The 15510-nt window shown below is 62.1% G+C and carries 18 protein-coding genes; 11 read left to right on the forward strand and 7 right to left on the reverse strand.

Features of this window, described 5'->3' with window-relative positions:
- Nucleotides 1-740: D-alanyl-D-alanine carboxypeptidase family protein (locus NKI06_RS29455; RefSeq protein ID WP_502900626.1), on the reverse strand; the 740-nt coding region annotated here is incomplete at its 3' end.
- Nucleotides 741-808: 68 nt separating this feature from the next.
- On the opposite strand from NKI06_RS29455, the gene NKI06_RS29460 reads away from it, so the two are divergent.
- From NKI06_RS29460 to clpA, 4 genes are all read left to right on the forward strand, one after another.
- Nucleotides 809-1084 carry a hypothetical protein gene (locus NKI06_RS29460; RefSeq protein WP_352987830.1) on the forward strand — a complete coding sequence of 92 codons (276 nt, stop codon included), beginning with the start codon at nt 809-811 and terminating at the stop codon, nt 1082-1084.
- Nucleotides 1081-1410: a phasin family protein gene (locus NKI06_RS29465; protein WP_352512585.1), complete on the forward strand. Its 330-nt coding sequence runs from the start codon at nt 1081-1083 to the stop codon at nt 1408-1410. The genes NKI06_RS29460 and NKI06_RS29465 overlap by 4 nt, the downstream gene beginning before the upstream one ends.
- A gap of 276 nt (nt 1411-1686) precedes the next feature.
- The gene (gene clpS, locus NKI06_RS29470; protein ID WP_023671012.1) at nt 1687-2013 is read left to right on the forward strand and encodes an ATP-dependent Clp protease adapter ClpS; all 327 of its coding nucleotides are present in this window, start codon (nt 1687-1689) and stop codon (nt 2011-2013) included.
- 6 nt (nt 2014-2019) lie between these two features.
- Nucleotides 2020-4509 (forward strand): ATP-dependent Clp protease ATP-binding subunit ClpA, encoded by a 2490-nt coding sequence (clpA, locus tag NKI06_RS29475; protein ID WP_352987831.1) that lies wholly within the window; start codon nt 2020-2022, stop codon nt 4507-4509.
- Between the two features lie 99 nt (nt 4510-4608).
- Here the strand turns inward: clpA and NKI06_RS29480 are convergent, their stop codons facing one another.
- From NKI06_RS29480 to NKI06_RS29500, 5 genes are all read right to left on the reverse strand, one after another.
- Complete coding sequence (locus tag NKI06_RS29480; protein ID WP_352987832.1) at nt 4609-5796, reverse strand: phosphatase PAP2 family protein; 1188 nt, start codon at nt 5794-5796, stop codon at nt 4609-4611.
- Between the two features lies 1 nt (nt 5797).
- Nucleotides 5798-6226 (reverse strand): HIT family protein, encoded by a 429-nt coding sequence (locus tag NKI06_RS29485; protein ID WP_023684683.1) that lies wholly within the window; start codon nt 6224-6226, stop codon nt 5798-5800.
- A 96-nt stretch (nt 6227-6322) separates the two neighbouring features.
- Entirely contained in the window at nt 6323-7537 is a 1215-nt protein-coding gene (locus NKI06_RS29490; protein WP_352987833.1) for a GNAT family N-acetyltransferase, read from the reverse strand.
- A gap of 55 nt (nt 7538-7592) precedes the next feature.
- Nucleotides 7593-8321: a glycerophosphodiester phosphodiesterase gene (locus NKI06_RS29495; protein WP_023706226.1), complete on the reverse strand. Its 729-nt coding sequence runs from the start codon at nt 8319-8321 to the stop codon at nt 7593-7595.
- Nucleotides 8322-8335: 14 nt separating this feature from the next.
- Nucleotides 8336-8800 (reverse strand): RidA family protein, encoded by a 465-nt coding sequence (locus NKI06_RS29500; protein ID WP_023693441.1) that lies wholly within the window; start codon nt 8798-8800, stop codon nt 8336-8338.
- A gap of 138 nt (nt 8801-8938) precedes the next feature.
- On the opposite strand from NKI06_RS29500, the gene NKI06_RS29505 reads away from it, so the two are divergent.
- The 5 genes from NKI06_RS29505 (at nt 8939) to tsf (ending at nt 12695) form a co-directional block, all read left to right on the forward strand.
- Nucleotides 8939-9769, forward strand: coding sequence for a cell envelope integrity EipB family protein (locus NKI06_RS29505; protein ID WP_023706227.1), 831 nt, complete (start codon nt 8939-8941; stop codon nt 9767-9769).
- A 44-nt stretch (nt 9770-9813) separates the two neighbouring features.
- Nucleotides 9814-10092, forward strand: coding sequence for a DUF4031 domain-containing protein (locus NKI06_RS29510; protein ID WP_023671020.1), 279 nt, complete (start codon nt 9814-9816; stop codon nt 10090-10092).
- Nucleotides 10089-10700, forward strand: a complete 612-nt coding sequence (locus NKI06_RS29515) for a LysE family translocator (protein ID WP_023706228.1) — start codon at nt 10089-10091, stop codon at nt 10698-10700. Before NKI06_RS29510 ends, NKI06_RS29515 begins: the two co-directional genes overlap by 4 nt.
- 177 nt (nt 10701-10877) lie before the next feature.
- On the forward strand, nt 10878-11666 hold the full coding sequence (gene rpsB / locus NKI06_RS29520) for a 30S ribosomal protein S2 (protein ID WP_023671022.1): 789 nt from the start codon (nt 10878-10880) through the stop codon (nt 11664-11666).
- A gap of 108 nt (nt 11667-11774) precedes the next feature.
- Nucleotides 11775-12695: a translation elongation factor Ts gene (gene tsf / locus NKI06_RS29525; protein ID WP_023684688.1), complete on the forward strand. Its 921-nt coding sequence runs from the start codon at nt 11775-11777 to the stop codon at nt 12693-12695.
- A gap of 33 nt (nt 12696-12728) precedes the next feature.
- On the opposite strand, the gene NKI06_RS29530 is transcribed toward tsf, so the two are convergent.
- Entirely contained in the window at nt 12729-13655 is a 927-nt protein-coding gene (locus tag NKI06_RS29530; protein ID WP_023754872.1) for a LysR family transcriptional regulator, read from the reverse strand.
- Between the two features lie 98 nt (nt 13656-13753).
- Between NKI06_RS29530 and NKI06_RS29535 the strand changes: the two genes are divergently transcribed.
- Both NKI06_RS29535 and NKI06_RS29540 read left to right on the forward strand, forming a co-directional pair.
- A complete protein-coding gene (locus NKI06_RS29535) occupies nt 13754-14284 on the forward strand; it encodes a nuclear transport factor 2 family protein (RefSeq protein ID WP_352987834.1) in 531 nt (176 codons plus the stop codon).
- A 34-nt stretch (nt 14285-14318) separates the two neighbouring features.
- Complete coding sequence (locus NKI06_RS29540; protein ID WP_352987835.1) at nt 14319-15428, forward strand: aldo/keto reductase; 1110 nt, start codon at nt 14319-14321, stop codon at nt 15426-15428.
- Nucleotides 15429-15510 lie beyond the last annotated feature (82 nt).

Below are 15510 nucleotides of genomic sequence, written 5' to 3' on the forward strand. Positions count from 1 at the left end.
TGGGCGCGGCTGCGCCCCGAAGTGCCGCCCATGACGACGGCGACGAGGCGGCGGTTGCCATCCGAAACCGACGAGACCAGGTTGAAGCCGGAGGCGCGGGTATAGCCGGTCTTGATGCCGTCGACGCCCTTGATGCGGCCGAGCAGGCGGTTGTGGCCATTGATGCGCTGGCGACCGTACAGGAAGGAGCGCTGCGAGAAATAGCCGTAATACTGCGGATAATGTTCCCTCAGCGCTATGCCGAGCATCGCCATGTCGTGGGCGGTTGTGAACTGGCCGGGATCGGGCAGGCCGTTGGCATTGCGAAACACGGTGCCGTCCATGCCGAGCGCGCGCGCCTTGGCGGTCATCATGCGGGCGAAATTGCTTTCGCTGCCGCCGAGCAGTTCGCCGAGCGCGGTCGCCGAATCATTGGCCGACTTGGTCACCATCGACAGGATGGCGGTCTCGACGGAAACCGCTCCGCCCGCCTTGACGCCGAGCTTGGTCGGCGGTTCGGCCGCCGCTTTGGCCGAGAACGGCACCGGCGTGTTCCTGCTGATCCGGCCCTTCGCCATGGCCTCGAAGGTCAGGTAGAGCGTCATCATCTTGGTCAACGACGCCGGGTAGCGCCGGCCGTTGGCATCGGAGGAATAAAGCACCTTGCCGGTCTTGGCGTCGACGACGATCGCCGAAGACCTGGCGGCCATCGAGGACGCGGCATCCGCAACGACAAATGACATCGCCAAAGCGAGGATCATGATCGTTTTGAGGGAAGATGCGGATTTTGAACCGAAGACCGACAACGCCTGACGCACTGATAGTTCCTTTGAAATACATTGCCCTGGAGGCGGCAAAGGGATCCGACCTCACTTGTCGTCAAACTATCGCGGCCAGCGTTACCAATCCGTTTATGGTAACCGGCGCGTTCACCATTTTCCTCGGGCTTGAGCCTTTCTTTATTCGAATTTTAGCTGTTGCCGGCGCAGCGCGGCCTGATGCCGCTGAAATCTTGACTTTTGTGCAGCGCACAATATATTCTCGTGCATTGCACAATCGCGCTCAGGCAAGGGCGCTTCAAAACGCCAAGGGAAACGTCAAATGACCCAGACCTACGAGGACTTCTCGAAATACGGCAAGGAGTTTGCCGATACCGGATTGAAGAGCTTCACCTCGCTCTCCAAGGGGGCGCAGGCGATCGCCGCTGAAGCTGGCGAATACACCAAGAAGAGCTTCGAAGCCGGCAGCGCCGCGGTCGAAAAGCTGTTCTCCGCCAAGTCGCTGGAAAAGGCGGTCGAGATCCAGTCCGACTTCGCCAAGCAGAGCTATGAGAGCTTCGTTGCCGAGGCGACCAAGTTCGGCGATCTCTATGCCGATCTCGCCAAGGAGGCTTACAAGCCCTTCGAATCGATTGTCGCCAAGGCGAAGTAATTTCGCTCGAGAATACCAGGCACGGCCTTTCGGGCTTGCAAAACAGACCCGGTCGCGGATGCGCGGCCGGGTTTTTTCATGCCGGTTTCAATTCCGGGGCTTTGGCGGTTCACGATTTTGAAAATCCCCTCGGTTTGCCCACCTAGCCATATTGTCAGCTAACAAGAAGGGCTTAAAATCGTCCATCGAACACCTACATATCGAACTCGCATGGGGATTCGAAAGAGGCAGGATTACGTGACTTCAGGTTTCACTGCCACGAGAAGCGTGGTGCGGATGCAAAGTGACGGCGACGGCAATGAGGCCGGTCGCGGCACGGCCGTCATTACGCGCACCAAGACCAAGACCAAGAAGCCCAGCCTTTACAGGGTCCTCATCCTCAACGACGACTACACGCCCATGGAGTTCGTGGTTCACGTCCTGGAGCGTTTTTTTCAAAAGGACCGCGAAGCCGCCACACGCATCATGCTTCATGTTCACAATCATGGAGTGGGCGAGTGCGGGGTCTATACATTCGAGGTGGCCGAGACCAAAGTGTCTCAGGTCATGGATTTCGCCCGACAGAATCAGCATCCGCTGCAATGCGTGATGGAGAAGAAGTGAGGTAACATGCCGGCTTTCTCCCAAGGCCTGGAAAAGGCGCTTCACCAGGCGCTGACGCTCGCCAATGAGCGGCACCATGAATATGCAACCCTAGAACATCTGCTGCTCGCCCTCATCGACGACACCGAGGCGGCCGCCGTTATGCGCGCCTGCAACGTCGATCTCGACGAGCTGAAGCACACCGTTCTGACCTATATCGACACCGAGCTCGATAATCTCGTCACCGGCTACGATGAGGATTCCAAGCCGACCGCCGGCTTCCAGCGCGTCATCCAGCGCGCGGTGATCCATGTGCAGTCGTCCGGCCGCGAGGAAGTATCCGGCGCCAACGTGCTCGTCGCCATCTTTGCCGAGCGCGAGAGCCATGCCGCTTATTTCCTGCAGGAACAGCAGATGACCCGCTACGACGCGGTCAACTACATCTCGCACGGCATCGCCAAGCGCCCCGGCGCATCGGAGACGCGCTCGCCGCGCGGCGCCGATGACGAGCAGGGCGGCCAGAACGGCGCCGAGCCGCAGGAGGAAGGCGGCAAGAAGAGGCAGCAGCAGGATGCGCTGACGGCTTATTGCGTCAACCTCAACAACAAGGCCAAGGCCGGCAAGATCGATCCGCTGATCGGCCGCGAGAGCGAAATCAACCGCACCATCCAGGTGCTGTGCCGCCGCTCCAAGAACAACCCGCTCTATGTCGGCGATCCCGGCGTCGGCAAGACGGCGATTGCCGAAGGTCTGGCCAAGCGCATCGTCGAAGGCGACGTGCCCGAAGTGCTGCAGGACGCCACCATTTTCGCGCTCGACATGGGCACGCTTCTGGCCGGCACCCGCTACCGTGGCGATTTCGAAGAGCGGCTGAAGCAGGTTGTCAAGGAGCTAGAGGATTATCCCGGCGCCGTGCTGTTCATCGACGAGATCCACACCGTCATCGGCGCCGGTGCGACGTCCGGCGGCGCGATGGATGCGTCGAACCTGTTGAAGCCGGCGCTGTCTTCGGGTGCCATCCGCTGCATCGGCTCGACCACTTACAAGGAGTTCCGCCAGTTCTTCGAGAAGGACCGCGCTCTGGTGCGGCGCTTCCAGAAGATCGACGTCAACGAGCCGACCATCGAGGACGCCATCGAGATCATGAAGGGCCTCAAGCCCTATTATGAGGAATTCCACAAGGTGAAGTTCACCAACGAGGCGATCAAGGCTTCGGTGGAACTGTCGGCCCGCTACATCAACGACCGCAAGCTGCCGGACAAGGCGATCGACGTGATCGACGAGACCGGCGCCTCGCAGATGCTGGTGCCGGAAGCCAAGCGCAAGAAGACGATCGGCATCAAGGAGATCGAAGCCACGATCGCCACGATGGCCCGCATCCCGCCGAAGACGGTTTCGGCAGACGACGAGAAGGTGCTGCAAGGCCTCGACATCGAGCTGAAGCGCGTCGTCTATGGCCAGGACACCGCCATCACCGCGCTGACCTCGGCGATCAAGCTGGCACGTGCCGGCCTGCGCGAACCGGAAAAGCCGATCGGCTCCTACCTGTTCTCAGGCCCGACCGGCGTCGGCAAGACCGAAGTCGCCAAGCAGTTGGCTGCCTCGCTCGGCGTCGAGCTGATCCGCTTCGACATGTCGGAATATATGGAACGCCACACCGTCTCGCGGTTGATCGGCGCGCCTCCCGGCTATGTCGGCTTCGACCAGGGCGGCTTGTTGACCGACGGGGTCGACCAGCATCCGCACTGCGTGCTCTTGCTGGATGAAGTCGAGAAGGCGCATCCGGACCTGTTCAACATCCTGTTGCAGGTCATGGACCACGGCAAGCTGACCGACCACAACGGCAAGCAGATCGACTTCCGCAATGTCATCCTTATCATGACCACCAATGCGGGCGCATCCGATGCGCAGCGCGCGGCGATCGGTTTCGGATCGACCAAGCGCGAAGGCGACGATGTCGAGGCCATCAACCGGTTGTTCACGCCGGAGTTCCGCAACCGTCTCGATGCGATCATCCCGTTCGGCTCGCTGCCGGTGCCGGTCATCCATCAGGTGGTGCAGAAGTTCGTCATGCAGCTCGAGGCCCAGCTCTCCGAGCGGGGCGTCACCTTCGACCTGTCGTCCGACGCGATCGCCTGGCTGGCCGACAAGGGCTATGATGAGCGCATGGGTGCGCGGCCGCTCGGCCGGGTCATCCAGGAGCACATCAAGAAGCCGTTGGCCGACGAAGTGCTGTTCGGCAAGCTCAAGAAGGGCGGCACGGTGCGCGTCACCGTCGAGAAGAAGGAAACCGGCGAAACCGGCCTGAAGCTCGAATCACTGGCCGACGAAGCCCCGGTGCAGCCGAAGCAGGAGCCGGAAGAGACGCCGAAAGCCCGCAAGGCGGTGGCCAAGAAGCCCGTCGCCAAGAAGGCGGTGGCGCAGAAGCCTCAGCCCAAGGGCAAGGACGAGCCTGAGCCCAAGGGCAAGGATGGCGGCAAGCGCAGCCTGGTGCCGCAACTGCCGCGCAAGAGCTGAAAGGTTCGCCTATGAAGGGCCCGGTGACGGGCCCTTTTTTCATTGGCTGGCCGGTTTGCCGACACAGCGCCCCTGCTTTTCAGGGCAGATGTTGTTAGGTCAGGCGGCGAGGCCCTCGGGTGCAAACTTGCCCAGGAAGTACCCGCACGCCTTCCAGATGGCGATCGAAATCAGAACGCTCGCATAGCCATCCACGGCATAATGCCAGCCAAGGACGACCGAGCCGACCATGATGATTGCGGCGAATGCCCACATCAAAAGGCCGGCCAACCATGAGCGGCGTGTTGCATAAAGCGCGAAAAGCACCGCCATCGCTACATGCATGGACGGGAAGGCGGATATGCCGAGACTGCCTGGCGTCGCCCCGATATAGCCGCTCCACACAATGTCCTGCGTGCTGAGCGCCCAGATCGGATAGATGCGATCGGCGGCGGCGAGTGCTTGCATCAGGGAATGATAGTCGCTGCCCAGCCCCAGTCGCTCGTAAAAGCACGGCCCTGCCGAAGACAGGCCCATCGCCAGGAAAAAACCCGCCAGTATCCACACGAGCATGAAGCTCATCAGGAACTGGTGACGCAGCTTCGTGTCCCTGCGCGTGATGCAAGCGATGAAGACCGAGGCGATAAGGACGACGAACCAGGAATTGTAAGCCAGGTTGAACGATCTTACGGCGAGCGGCGACTGGACGATAAACCATAGCCATTCATGGGGCGCTCGGCCGAAATGCAGCACCCGGTCGGCCTGAGCCAATGCGTGATCCCATGCGAATGGCGAAAGGATCGCGACCGCGCCTTTCAACACACCGAAAGCGGATATGAGCGCAATGCACGCGGCCAGACCATTCAGGCTGTTGGCGTTGCGCTCGGCGTCGCCGAAGACGCCGCCGATCGATCGCAGGAAAGTGCCGAGCGGCTCAGGATCCCGCTTGATGAGTGCAAGGTGAAAAAAGCTGCCGAGTGCGAAGGCGCAGCCACCGATCCAGAAAGCGAAAAGAAGGTATTGGGAATAGTCTTCCAGCACGCCGAAATCCGGCATGTTTCCGGTGCGCAGGCCGACCGCGGCTGCCAAAAGCAGGGCAGCGATGGCCATCGCGTGCAGCAGGCGGTGTCGCCGGTACGCGTCCGCCAAGGTGCGCAGAAAGGCCCGCCCGGCAGCTGCTTTTACCAACGGCTCTGATGTCGCAACCGAATGTTCCACGATTTTGAAAACCCAAACGCATCCCGGTACGGAGCACGTTATCACGGCGTGGTTTGATATTTTCCTAACCGACGTGGTGGATTGTGGCACCTCAACCGTTCAGCGCTGCTCGGATCTTCGCCGCGTTCTCCGTCAGCACTTCGGGCTTCTCCATCTGCCCCGTATGCGGCTTGAGCGCGATGCCTTCGAACCGCGGGATGACATGGACATGTAGGTGGTAGACGGTCTGGCCGGACGCCGGTTCGTTGAACTGCAGGATGGTGACCCCGTCAGCGCCGAAAGCCTTTTTGACCGCCAGCGCGACCGTTTGGACCGTGGTGAACAGCCGGCCGAGCGTCGCGGGATCGGCATCGAGCAGATTGCGCGACGGTGCTTTGGGCACCACCAGCGTGTGACCGGGGCCTTGCGGCATCACATCCATGAAGGCGACCACGGCATCATCCTCGTAGATGCGGTGCGAGGGGATTTCGCCGCGCAGGATCTTTGCGAAGATATTGCTGGGGTCGTAGGCCTCGGTCATGGCGGCGCTCCGGGAGTATGCTCCCGGTGTAGCGAAGCTGTCCCGGACCGGCAAGATGGTCAGGTAAGATGGTCAGGCGAGGGCAGGGGCGGATCGCTATTCCTCAAGATCCTTGCGGAACGGCGTATGCTCTTCCAGGATTTCGCCCATCCGCTCGACCTCGCGGCGTTCCCGCCGGAGATAGTCGGCCACAGCATTGCGCAGGCCGGGATGTGCGATGTAGTGCGCCGAATGCATGGTCACGGGACGATAGCCGCGCGCCAGCTTGTGCTCACCCTGCGCGCCGGCCTCGACCACCTTCAGCTTACGCTCGATGGCGAAGTCGATGGCCTGATGGTAGCAAACTTCGAAATGCAGGAACGGGTGGTCCTCGATGCGGCCCCAATTGCGGCCGTAGAGCGCATCGGAGCCGATGAAGTTGATGGCGCCGGCGACATAGCGGCCATTGCGCTTGGCCATTACCAACAGGATATCCTGGGACATGCGCTCGCCGATCAGCGAGAAGAACTTGCGGTTGAGATAGGGCCGGCCCCATTTGCGGCTGCCGGTATCCATATAGAAGGCGAAGAAATCGTCCCAGGCCCTTTCGGTCAGGTCCTTGCCGGTCAGCCGGTCGATCGAGATATCGTTGGCGAGCGCCTCGCGCCGCTCCTTCTTCATCGCCTTGCGCTTGCGCGATGCCAGCGTGGCGAGGAAATCGTCATAGGTCGAAAAGCCTTCGTTGAAGAAGTGGAACTGCTGGTCGGTGCGGTGCAGGAAGCCGGCTGCTTCCAGCGTTGCAACGTCGCTTTCACTGGCGAAGGTGACATGCGCGGACGACACGCCGAGCTTTTCCGTCACCGCCTTTAGGCCCGCTGCGAGACCGGCCTTCACAATGGCGCTGTCCTCGCCCTTGCTGACCAGCAGGCGAGGGCCGGTGACCGGAGAGAACGGCACGGCGCATTGCAGTTTCGGATAGTAGTTGCCGCCGGCGCGTTCGAACGCATCGGACCAGCCGTGGTCGAAGACATATTCGCCCTGGCTGTGCGATTTGAGATAGCAGGGCACGGCGCCCAGCAATCTGCCTTGGGCATTTTCCAGTCTGAGATGATGACCTTGCCAGCCGGTACGCCGCACGGCGCAGCCGGAATCTTCAAGCGCGCTCAGAAAAGCATATGAAACGAGAGGGTTATAGCCATTTTCTGTGTCGCTGCGGGTTGTGCCGGTAAAGCCGTTCCACTCGTCGCAGGTGAAGGCATTGATGCCGGCGGCAACGCGGATGGAAAACTCCGCATTCGCCGTTTGCCCGTCACCTTCATCACCCTGATCCATGGGGCTTATTTAAGCTCTGTCGGGGCCGCTACAAGTCACGTTTCAGGCACTTCCATCAGGCGACATTGACCAGATCGGGTTCGAACCCTTCGAACGTCATCTGGTCGGCGTATTTGAAGGTGAGATCCACCGCCGGCTGGTCATGCACCGTCCAGGTGATGACAGGCATTTTAAGCCTTTCGCGCACGAAGCTGACGAACGGGTTCGGCAGATCGCCCGCGGCATAGGAGGTGAAGGCGAGGTCATGCGCCAGCATGGCGAAATGCGCCTCGATCAACTGGTTGTCCTGGCCATAGGCCGTGAGCCCGCCCGGAATTCCTGGCGCATCCCTGGGGAAATCGCGGACCAGCCAGTGGTCGAACGACATGATCGCCGCCTTGCCCTTGTAGCGCTCCAGCATCTTGCCGACGCTCGCCACCAGGCCCTCGTCGTAGCCGGGCACACCCTTCAATTCGACCACCAAAGGCACGCGGCCGTCGACCAGGTCGAGCACCTCCTGAAGTGTCGGCACATGGTCCTTGGTGCCGCCGATCCTGAGCGCCGCCAGTTCCGCTGCCGTGCGCTGCCAGACGAAGCCGTCCTGGCCGGTCAACCGACTGAGATCGCCGTCATGAATGATGACGGGGACGCGGTCGGACGACAAATGCACGTCGCATTCGATCGCATAGCCGCGCTCGGCGGCAGCAGCGAAGGCCGACAGCGTGTTTTCCCAGCGCGTCTTGTTCATGTCGTGAAAGCCGCGATGCGCCACCGGGCGGGCGGTCAGCCAGGAAAGGTCGGTCATTGTCTTGGTCCTGCTCATGCGACCTCGAAGACGGCTTCGATTTCCACTGCGGCATTAAGCGGCAGACAGGCGGTGCCGACGGCGGAGCGGGCATGCTTGCCGCGCTCGCCAAGGGCCGCGACCAGGAAATCGGAGGCGCCATTGGCGACCAGATGCTGCTCGACGAAATCCGGCACTGATGCAACAAAGACGGTGATCTTGACCAGCCGCTGGATTTTTTCGAGATCGCCAAGTGCTGCTTTTGCCTGCGCCAAGATGTTGATTGCACAGTACTTTGCGCCTTCCTTGCCGGTTGCCGTGTCGACGTCGCGGCCGAGCAGGCCGCTTGCCTGCAGCTTGCCGTCCTTGAGCGGCAACTGCCCGGCGGTGAACAAAAGATTGCCGGACCTGCAATAGGGCACATAGTTCGCGGCGGGCGCTGCGGCGGCAGGTATCGTCACGCCGAGATCGCTTAGCCGCTTTTCGATTGTTTCACTCATCGTATTTCCCTATTGCTTGGAGACGCCGCGCTGGCCGGGCCGAAATTGCTATTTTTGCCTCGCTTCCGCCACGACTTTTTTTAAGCTGGACCATCCTTACCTGCGGCCTGCCATCAGCTGCGACGATCGGAGCCCTTTATGCGCGCAACGCGCCTTGCCTTCCACGCCGTTCTCGTTCCGGTGCTGTTCTCGATGGCTCCAGCCTTTGCCGTGCCGGCGCTGCAGGCGCATCGCGCCGTCTACGATCTTACCCTCGACAAGGCGTCGGACCGCTCGGGCATCACCGGCATTTCCGGCCGCATGGTCTATGAGTTCAACGGCTCGCCCTGCGAGGGCTATACGGCAAAATTCCGTTTCGTCACCCAGATCGCCACCGGCGACAACACCAGGCTGACCGACCAGCAGACGACCACGTTCGAGGACGCTGAAGGCAAGACCTTCTCGTTCGTGACCAAATCCTTCGTCGACCAGAACCTAGACAAGGAGGTCAAGGGCACCGCCACGAAAGAGACCAAGGGCCTCAAGGTCGACATCGACAAGCCCGAGAAGAACAGCCTGGAACTCGCCGCTACTCAGTTCCCGACCCAGCATCTGGTCGAACTGATCGGCAAGGCCGAGAAGGGCGAGAATTTCTACGAAACCAGCCTGTTCGACGGTTCGGAGGATGCCAACAAGGTGATGACCACCACCGTCATCGTCGGCAAGAAGGCCGAGGGCGACAAGGCCGACCCCGAAGCGCCGGCGCTGGCCAAGCTTGCAGGCGACAAATACTGGCCGGTCGACATCGCCTATTTCGACGAGACCGACAAATCGGGCGAAGAGGTGCCGGAATACCGCATCAGCTTCAAGCTGCACGAGAACGGCATCACCCGCGACCTCACAATGGACTATGGCGAGTTCTCGATGACCGGAAAGCTGGTCAACCTGTCGCTGTTCGATCAGACCAAGCCTTGCCCGGTCTCGAAATAGCAACAATGCGGCGCTGGCCACGGCAGGCTTGATGGCAGTTCCCGATGGCGGTCTATGTCGATGCGGCGATCTGGAAATGGGCCGGCCATCGCTGGTGCCACCTGATGGCCGACGATACGGACGAACTGCATCGTTTCGCCGCCGAGCTTGGCGTCAAGCGTTCGTCCTACCAGGGGCCGCCCAGGACATCGGCGCCGCACTATGACATAACCGGCTTCGAGCGCGACCGGGCGGTGCGGCTCGGCGCCATCGAATGCAGCCGCGAGGAGATCGTTGCGATCTTCAGGCGCGTACGGGTACCCAACGGAAAGGGCCGATCGTGACCCTAACGGCATTCCTGGCTTATTGCCTTGCCATCACACTTGCCGCCGCCACGCCGGGACCGGCGATGTTCACGGTGATCACCAACGGCGTGGCACGCGGCTTCCTGCGTGCGTTCGTCGCCGGAATGGGCATTGCCGCCGGCGATGCCGTGCTGGTCACCCTGGCACTGCTCGGGCTGGTGGCGCTGGCCCAGACCTTCGAATGGGTGTTTCTCCTGTTGAAATACGCCGGTGCGGCCTACCTGATTTTCCTCGGCATCAAGATGTGGCGGGCCGCGGCCGCGCAATCGGCCGCGCAAGGAATCCCCCAAACCGGATTGTCGCGGTCGTTCCTGCTTGGCGCCTCCGTGGCGCTCGGCAACCCGAAGGCGATCCTGTTCCACGCCTCGATCATGCCGCTGATCCTCAACCTCGACACCATGACGTTTGCCGACGGCCTGCTGGTGGTGGCAGTCGTCGTCGGCGCCAATATTCTCACCATTGGCATCTACGCCGCGCTGGCGGGCAGGGCATCCGGCTGGCTCAGGACGCCCGAACGCATGCGGCTGATTAACCGGTTCGCCGGCAGCGCCATGATCGGCACCGGAGCGCTGATTGCCGCACGCTGAGCGATGAAGCACCTCACCGCTTGCGTTTGCAGCGCTTCCCCTCTATATGCGCGCTCATTCCACACACGGACTTTGGTGTCTGCCCGGGAGAAATCCGGCTGAAACCTCCGGTGGCGTTCGAGGACAAAGTCCAAAAATGCCTGTGTCCGTGGAGGCTAACCGGAAAAGGAACTAAGAATGGCACTGCCTGATTTCAGCATGCGCCAGCTTTTGGAAGCTGGCATTCACTTCGGCCACCAGACCCACCGCTGGAACCCGAAGATGGCGCCTTACATCTACGGCGCCCGCAACAACATCCACATCATCGACCTGTCGCAGACGGTGCCTTTGCTGCACCAGGCTCTGAAGCAGGTTTCCGACACCGTTGCCAAGGGCGGCCGCGTGCTGTTCGTCGGCACCAAGCGCCAAGCGTCCGACATCGTCGCCGACGCCGCACAGCGTTCGGCCCAATACTATGTCAACTCGCGTTGGCTCGGCGGCATGCTGACCAACTGGAAGACGATCTCGAATTCGATCCAGCGCCTGCGCAAGCTCGACGAGATGCTGGCCGGCGAAGCCCAGGGCCTGACCAAGAAGGAACGCCTGAACCTCGACCGCGAGCGCGAGAAGCTCGACAAGGCGCTCGGCGGTATCAAGGACATGGGCTCGACGCCCGACCTGATGTTCGTCATCGACACCAACAAGGAAGCGATCGCCATTCTCGAGGCCAAGCGCCTCGGCATTCCGGTCGTTGCCATCATCGATTCGAACTGCGATCCGGACAAGATCGACTTCCCGATCCCCGGTAATGACGACGCGGCGCGCGCCATCCAGCTCTATTGCGACCTGATCGCCAAGGCTGCCATCGACGGCATCGCCCGCCAGCAGGGCGCGCTCGGCGTCGACATCGGCGCCTCGGTCGAAGCTCCGGTCGAACCGGCGCTTGATCCGGCTCCGGCCCCGGCTGCGGACGCTCCGGAAGCTTGACAATCGAAGGCCGGTTGCGGCCTTCATCATTCTCATATTTGGCACGCTAGACGGACGCATCACCGAGTACCGGTGGTGCGTCGGTGCATTTAAAACAAAGAGGCGACAATGAGCATTTCGGCTGCACAGGTCAAAGAACTCCGCGACTTGACCGGCGCGGGCATGATGGACTGCAAGGCGGCGTTGACCGAGACCAACGGCAACATCGAAGAGGCCGTCGACTGGCTGCGCAAGAAGGGCATTTCCAAGGCCGACAAGAAGGCTGGCCGTACTGCCGCCGAAGGCCTGATCGGCGTCGACTCCGGCGTCCGCGAGGCCGCCATCGTCGAGGTTAACTCCGAGACCGATTTCGTGGCCCGCAACGAGCAGTTCCAGGAGATCGTTCGCAATGTCGCCAAGGTCGCGCTTGCTTATGGCACGACGGAGGCTGTCTCTGCCGCAAAGTATCCGGGTTCGGACAAGTCGGTCACTGACACCATCAAGGACGCCGTTGGCACCATTGGCGAGAACATGAGCTTCCGCCGTTCGGCCAAGCTCACCGTCCCGCACGGTGCTGTCGCAACCTACGTCCACAATGCGGTTGCCGATGGTCTTGGCAAGCTCGGCGTTCTGGTCGCGATCGAGACGACGGGCAATGAGCATGCCGCCAACGCCTTTGGCCGCCAGGTCGCCATGCATGTCGCCGCCACCAACCCGCTGGCGTTGACCGCCGAGCAGATCGATCCGGCAGCGGTCGAGCGCGAGAAGGCGATCTTCGCCGACCAGGCGCGCCAGTCCGGCAAGCCGGAAGCGATCATCGAAAAGATGGTCGAAGGCCGCCTGCGCAAGTTCTACGAGGAAGTCGTGCTCCTCAAGCAGGCCTTCGTGCTCAATCCCGACATCACTGTCGAGCAGGCGCTGAAGGATGCCGAGAAGGACATCGGCGCTCCGGCCAAGATCTCCGCCTATCTGCGCTTTGCGCTGGGCGAAGGCATCGAAAAGGAAGAGACCGATTTCGCGGCGGAAGTCGCGGCGGCGGTGAAGAAGTAGTTTTAAAAATAGCCCCGAAAAGGGCTTCTCAGCTCAGGCAACTCGGCCGGGTGTCCGCAAGGATGCTCGGCCGATTTCTTGTGCGGTGTCGATGAAGGCCCTGAGCTTTGGCGCCGTCGACGCCCTGCGCGGGAAGTAAAGGAAGAGGCCGGGCTCCTCGATCGCCGTTTGCGGCAGGATCTGAACGAGGCGGCCGGCGGCCAATTCCGCGCGCACCAGCGGCTCGAACACATAGGTCAGCCCGACGCCGGCAAGCGCAAGGTCGATCGCGGCCAGCGAATCGGTGACGATGACCGTACCCTTCGTCTCGGCCACGACATCCTTGCCGTCCTCAGTCAGGTCCCAGCGATAGAGTGCGCCGGAGCGCACAAGCCGGTAGCCGATGCAATTGTGGTCCGAAAGATCCGCCACACCGCGCGGACGGCCATGCCGGCCGACATAGGCGGGGGAGGCGACGATCACGGCGTTGAATGGCGGCGTCAGCCGGACCGTGACCATGTCCTGTGCGATCATCTCGCCCAGCCGGATGCCGGCATCAAAACCCTCGCCGACAATGTCCACCAGCCCCTGGTCGGTGAGCAATTCGATGGTCACATCAGGATAGCGTTCAGCCATCGCGGCGGCCACGGGAGTGACGGCAAGTGGAACGGCGATGTTGGGAACGTTCAACCTGAGCAAGCCGGAGGGCCGGCCCTTGATGGCTCGGATGCGGTCCATTCGGTCGGCGATATCCTGGAGGGCAGGGGCTGCCGTCTCCACCAGCGCCTTGCCGGCTTCCGTCAGCGAGACGCTGCGCGTGGTGCGCGCAAACAGCGGCTGGCCGATCCGCTCCTCCACGAGGCGCACCGCATGGCTGACGGCGGATGGGGACATGCCCAGTTCGGCCGCAGCTAGCGCAAAGCCGCCGCGTCGGGCAACGGCGACGATGACAGGCAAATGACTGAGCAGATCCCGATCCATTCATGCATGATATCGCATAGTACTTGCGAACACTTCAATGTTCTCGATGCCGACAGGCTGACCCATATTGCCGTCACCAATGCACAAGGAGAAGAGAGATGAATGCCTTGAAACACGCTACCTTCGCCGCAGCCCTTGCTCTGGCGCCGGCTGATGCCGGCGGCGCGGCCGAGCCGTCCGGTTGGCGCGCGCTCGCCGACGAACGCGCCGTCATCCGCATCGCCGATGCCATCGACCGTGCCGTCGATGCGCAGGACTGGAAGCTTGCCCGCTCCTATTTCGCCGACCGTGTCACCGTCGACTTCAGCAGCCTGTCAGGACAGCCTGCCGCCACCATCCCCTCCGACGATCTGATCGGTACCTGGGCCGGCAACCTCAGGGGCAGCAAGACCAGCCTGCATCTGCGCACCAATCACCAGGTGATCTTTGAGGCGGACGCGGCGACCGTCTCTTCGAACGGCTATGCCTGGAACCGGATGGAAGGCAATGGCGACCCGCTGTGGGAAGTCTGGGGCACCTACGAGCACCATCTGGTTCGCTCCGGGACCGGCTGGAAAGTCGACGGCTTCGTTTTCCGCGCCACGCATGAGCGCGGCAATCCCTGGGTCAAGATGACGCCTGGCCAGTGAGCCGGCGTCAAGAAATCAGGATAGGAAAAACACCATGACCATGAGCTATTACACACTGGGCAACAGCGGCCTGCGCGTCAGCCGGTTGGCACTGGGCACCATGACCTTTGGCACCGAATGGGGCTGGGGCGCGGACAGGGAAACCGCGCGCGCCATGGCCGACGCCTATGTCGAGGCCGGCGGCAATTTCTTCGACACCGCCGACCTCTACACCGGCGGCACAGCCGAAACCTGGCTCGGCGAATTCATCGCCGAGCGAGGCTTGCGCGACAGAGCCGTGATCGCCACGAAATTCACCTTCAACGCGGAGCCCGGCAATCCGAACGCCGGTGGCAATGGCCGCAAGAACATCTTGCGCGCCGTGGACGCCTCGCTGAAGCGGTTGGGCACTGACTATATCGACCTCTACCTCCTCCATGTCTGGGACGGGCTGACGCCGGCCGAGGAGGTCATGCGCACGATGGATGATCTCGTGCGTGCGGGCAAAATTCGCCATGTCGGCCTGTCCGATGTGCCGGCTTGGTATGCTGCCCGCGCGCAGACGATCGCCGAGTGGCGCGGCTACGAGCCGGTGTCGGCCCTGCAGCTTGAATATTCGCTGGCGGAGCGTTCGATCGAAAATGAGTTCGTGCCCTTCGGCACCCGCCATGGCGCAGGAATCATGGGGTGGAGCCCGCTGGCCAGCGGGCTGCTCAGCGGCAAGTACCGGCCGACGCAGGAAGGCCATGCCGGCCGGCTCGACGGCTTTCGCAACACCACTCATCCGGGGTTCCAGAAGTTCACCGAGCGCAACTGGGCGATCGTGGCGGAGCTCGAAAAAGTTGCCGCCGAACTCGGACGCAGCATGGCGCAGGTCGCGCTCAACTGGGTGGCAACGCAACCGGGCATCGCCACCGTGATTCTTGGCGCCACCAAGCTGGCGCAGTTGCAGGACAATCTGGCGGCGTTGGATTTCACTTTACCCGCCGAGCTTCGCGCGCGGCTGGATACGGTCAGCAAGACACCGCCGCCATTCCCGTACGCCTATTTCGGTTCCGACATACAAGCCCGGGTTACCGGCGGCGCCGTGACCGGCGACAAGCCGTTGGGGTATGCGCCGCCGCTGCTGGTCGAGGGCGACGCCGTCAGCATCACCAGCAACTGACGGGCCGCGACGGGAAGGCGGAATTGGGCGAGGGGGCGCGCGGGCACTAGCGGCGCCCCAGCGGGGTGGGGGCACAGCACAT

Origin of the sequence: Mesorhizobium sp. M0772, assembly GCF_040320135.1 — a bacterium.
In the GTDB taxonomy this organism is placed as follows: Bacteria; Pseudomonadota; Alphaproteobacteria; order Rhizobiales; family Rhizobiaceae; genus Mesorhizobium.

What these genes read in the sequence shown, in the direction of transcription:
- NKI06_RS29465 (WP_352512585.1), top strand. Translation starts at nt 1,081, where the DNA reads ATGACCCAGACCTACGAGGACTTCTCGAAATACGGCAAGGAGTTTGCC.
- NKI06_RS29490 (WP_352987833.1), bottom strand. Translation starts at nt 7,537, where the DNA reads ATGGATCAGGGTGATGAAGGTGACGGGCAAACGGCGAATGCGGAGTTT.
- NKI06_RS29510 (WP_023671020.1), top strand. Translation starts at nt 9,814, where the DNA reads ATGGCGGTCTATGTCGATGCGGCGATCTGGAAATGGGCCGGCCATCGC.
- NKI06_RS29530 (WP_023754872.1), bottom strand. Translation starts at nt 13,655, where the DNA reads ATGGATCGGGATCTGCTCAGTCATTTGCCTGTCATCGTCGCCGTTGCC.
- clpA (WP_352987831.1), top strand. Translation starts at nt 2,020, where the DNA reads ATGCCGGCTTTCTCCCAAGGCCTGGAAAAGGCGCTTCACCAGGCGCTG.
- NKI06_RS29535 (WP_352987834.1), top strand. Translation starts at nt 13,754, where the DNA reads ATGAATGCCTTGAAACACGCTACCTTCGCCGCAGCCCTTGCTCTGGCG.
- NKI06_RS29505 (WP_023706227.1), top strand. Translation starts at nt 8,939, where the DNA reads ATGCGCGCAACGCGCCTTGCCTTCCACGCCGTTCTCGTTCCGGTGCTG.
- clpS (WP_023671012.1), top strand. Translation starts at nt 1,687, where the DNA reads ATGCAAAGTGACGGCGACGGCAATGAGGCCGGTCGCGGCACGGCCGTC.
- NKI06_RS29540 (WP_352987835.1), top strand. Translation starts at nt 14,319, where the DNA reads ATGACCATGAGCTATTACACACTGGGCAACAGCGGCCTGCGCGTCAGC.
- tsf (WP_023684688.1), top strand. Translation starts at nt 11,775, where the DNA reads ATGAGCATTTCGGCTGCACAGGTCAAAGAACTCCGCGACTTGACCGGC.
- NKI06_RS29495 (WP_023706226.1), bottom strand. Translation starts at nt 8,321, where the DNA reads ATGACCGACCTTTCCTGGCTGACCGCCCGCCCGGTGGCGCATCGCGGC.
- NKI06_RS29485 (WP_023684683.1), bottom strand. Translation starts at nt 6,226, where the DNA reads ATGACCGAGGCCTACGACCCCAGCAATATCTTCGCAAAGATCCTGCGC.
- rpsB (WP_023671022.1), top strand. Translation starts at nt 10,878, where the DNA reads ATGGCACTGCCTGATTTCAGCATGCGCCAGCTTTTGGAAGCTGGCATT.
- NKI06_RS29500 (WP_023693441.1), bottom strand. Translation starts at nt 8,800, where the DNA reads ATGAGTGAAACAATCGAAAAGCGGCTAAGCGATCTCGGCGTGACGATA.